The sequence below is a fragment of the Streptomyces azureus genome, from assembly GCF_001270025.1.
Classification (GTDB): Bacteria; Actinomycetota; Actinomycetes; order Streptomycetales; family Streptomycetaceae; genus Streptomyces; species Streptomyces azureus.
Window position 1 is genome coordinate 1 of the sequence record NZ_DF968192.1, and the last position, 2,661, is coordinate 2,661.

Consider the following 2,661-nt stretch of genomic DNA (forward strand, 5'->3'; position numbering starts at 1 on the left):
CCTCGCTCCAGGCGAGGGCCGCACGGACGCCCTTGACCTTGTTCGCGGCGATCTGCTCACCGTTGCCGGAGCCGCCGATGACGATGCCGAGCGCCTCGGGGTCCGCGGCCGTCCGCTCCGCGGCGCGGAGGCAGAAGGGCGGGTAGTCGTCCTGGGCGTCGTAGATGTGCGGGCCGCAGTCGACGGGGTCGTGACCCGCCGCCTTCAGCCACTCGACGAGGTGGTTCTTGAGTTCGTAGCCCGCATGGTCCGAGCCGAGGTACACGCGCATGGGACGAGTGTGACACGGGCGTTTCGGGGCAGGCGCGCCGGGTGGCGCTCACGAAAACGCGAGGCGAATGTGAGCCGCGTTATAGAAGCTCAGGAAAACCTCAAGTAACAATCTGGATTCAAAGGTTCTCCCCATCGTTCGCCTCCGATTCACTGGACGCGCTCGTACACCGCTCGTACACCGGTCGTATGAGCCCCTGTACACCGCCTTGCCGCGACACACTCCCGTTCGCACGGCTCAGGCGGTGCGTACGGAAAACAGCTCCCCGGCGCAAAGGAAAACCGTTCCATGACCTCGCAGCCGACTCTCAAGACGACAGGAAACGAACCCGGCGGCCCCGGAGAACCCGGTGGCGAACCCGGGCTCCAGGCAGGGCTCAAGAACCGGCATCTATCGATGATCGCCATCGGCGGTGTCATCGGGGCGGGCCTGTTCGTCGGGTCCAGCTCGGGTATCGCCACCGCGGGGCCCGGCATCCTGCTGTCGTACGCCCTCGTCGGCACGCTCGTCGTGCTGGTGATGCGGATGCTCGGTGAGATGTCGGCCGCCAACCCGACCTCGGGTTCCTTCTCCGCGCACGCCGACCGGGCGCTCGGGCCCTGGGCCGGTTTCTCCATCGGCTGGCTGTACTGGTTCTTCTGGGTGGTCGTGCTGGCGGTCGAGGCGACCGCCGGTGCCGTGATCCTGGAGGGATGGATCCCGGCCGTGCCGCAGTGGGCCTGGGCCCTGATCGTGATGGTGGTGCTCACCGCCACCAACCTCGTCTCCGTCGGGTCGTACGGCGAGTTCGAGTTCTGGTTCGCCGGGATCAAGGTGGTCGCGATCGCCGCGTTCATCGTCATCGGCGGGCTCGCCGTGTTCGGGGTGCTGCCCGGTGTCGACAGCGAACAGGCCGGGCTGAGCAACCTCACCGAGCACGGGGGATTCCTGCCCCATGGTGCCGGGGCGATCCTCACCGGTGTGCTGCTCGTCGTCTTCTCCTTCATGGGGAGCGAGATCGCCACCCTGGCGGCCGGTGAGTCCGAGAACCCGCAGCAGGCCGTCACCAAGGCCACCAACAGCATCATCTGGCGAGTCGCCGTCTTCTACCTCGGCTCGATTTTCGTCGTGGTGTCCCTGCTGCCGTGGGACAGCAAGTCCATCACCGACGACGGCTCCTACGTCGCCGCGCTCGACTCCCTCGGCATTCCGCACGCCGGTCAGATCATGAACTTCATCGTGCTGACCTCGGTGCTGTCCTGCCTCAACTCCGGCCTCTACACCGCCTCCCGCATGGCCTTCTCGCTCGGCCGGCGCGGCGACGCCCCGAAGTCCTTCGCCCGCACGACCGCCAACGGCGTGCCGCGGACGGCGATCCTCGCGTCCGTCGCGTTCGGATTCATCGCCGTCTTCTTCAACTACAAGTTCCCGGACTCCGTCTTCCTCTTCCTCGTGAACTCCAGTGGCGCGGTCGCCCTGTTCGTGTGGCTGGTGATCTGCTTCTCCCAGCTGCGGATGCGGAAGATCATCCAGGCCGAGGCGCCGGAGAAGCTCGTCGTGAAGATGTGGCTGTACCCGTACCTGACCTGGGCGACGGCCGCGCTGATCGTGTTCATCCTCGGTTACATGCTCACCGACACCGAGCACGACGGGCGCCAGACCATCATGCTGTCGCTGCTCGTCGCGGCGCTCGTCCTCGTCGTCGCCTTCGTGAAGGAGAAGGTCCGTGGGGGGCAGCGGGCCGCCGCCGCTGACGCCGCCCAGGCGCAGGTCCAGGCCGAGGACGACAGCCGGGACGAGGTCTCGGCCGGCTGACCCCTCCGGCGTTCGCCGTTCGTGGCGGACGGGGGCCTGCGGCGCGTGTTCTTCCCGTACACGCGCCGCAGGCCCTTCTTCGTTGCCGCCTACAGCACCGTGAAGCTGTCCTTGACCTTCTCGTACGTGCGGAGGGCTTCCGGTTCGATGCCGGAGTCGTACCAGGTGTTGATCTGGTACGACTTGCCGTCGACGTTGAAGCCGAGCAGGCGGGCGTGCCAGTGGACGCCCTGCAGAGTGAACGTGTACTCCCAGACCACCGCCGGGTGGCCGCGGAACGTCGTCTCCTCCAGACGGATCTTGCGGTAGTCCTGGCCCTGGTGGGCGTTGCGCTCCGAGGTCTGCCAGGTCTCCAGCAGGTCGCCGCGGGCCAGGGACGACTTGCCGACGAGTTCCTGCGTGCCGTCCGGGGAGGTGTAGTGCACCTCCGCGCCCGTCTTCACATCCCGCCGCCAGCCCTCGGGGGTCGCCCAGGCGAATCCTCCGGCCTCCCGGTGTGCGCCTGGTGGCAGGCTCTGCGGCCTGGATGTGCCTCCGACCGTGGCTGAGGGCGTGGAGTCGGGGGTGGGGGTGGGGGTGGGGTCAGTGGCGGGGGC

General features: G+C 67.7%; 2 protein-coding genes and 1 pseudogene. 1 reads left to right on the forward strand and 2 read right to left on the reverse strand.

What is annotated here, in order from left to right; genetic code table 11:
* The coding region (locus AOQ53_RS01815) for an RpiB/LacA/LacB family sugar-phosphate isomerase (protein WP_148640275.1) at nt 1-271 on the reverse strand (271 nt) is incomplete at its 3' end.
* A 288-nt stretch (nt 272-559) separates the two neighbouring features.
* On the opposite strand from AOQ53_RS01815, the gene AOQ53_RS01820 reads away from it, so the two are divergent.
* On the forward strand, nt 560-2,065 hold the full coding sequence (locus AOQ53_RS01820) for an amino acid permease (protein ID WP_059414315.1): 1,506 nt from the start codon (nt 560-562) through the stop codon (nt 2,063-2,065).
* Between the two features lie 89 nt (nt 2,066-2,154).
* On the opposite strand, the pseudogene AOQ53_RS01825 reads toward AOQ53_RS01820, so the two are convergent.
* Nucleotides 2,155-2,661: pseudogene (locus AOQ53_RS01825) on the reverse strand (serine/threonine protein kinase); the annotation flags it as partial.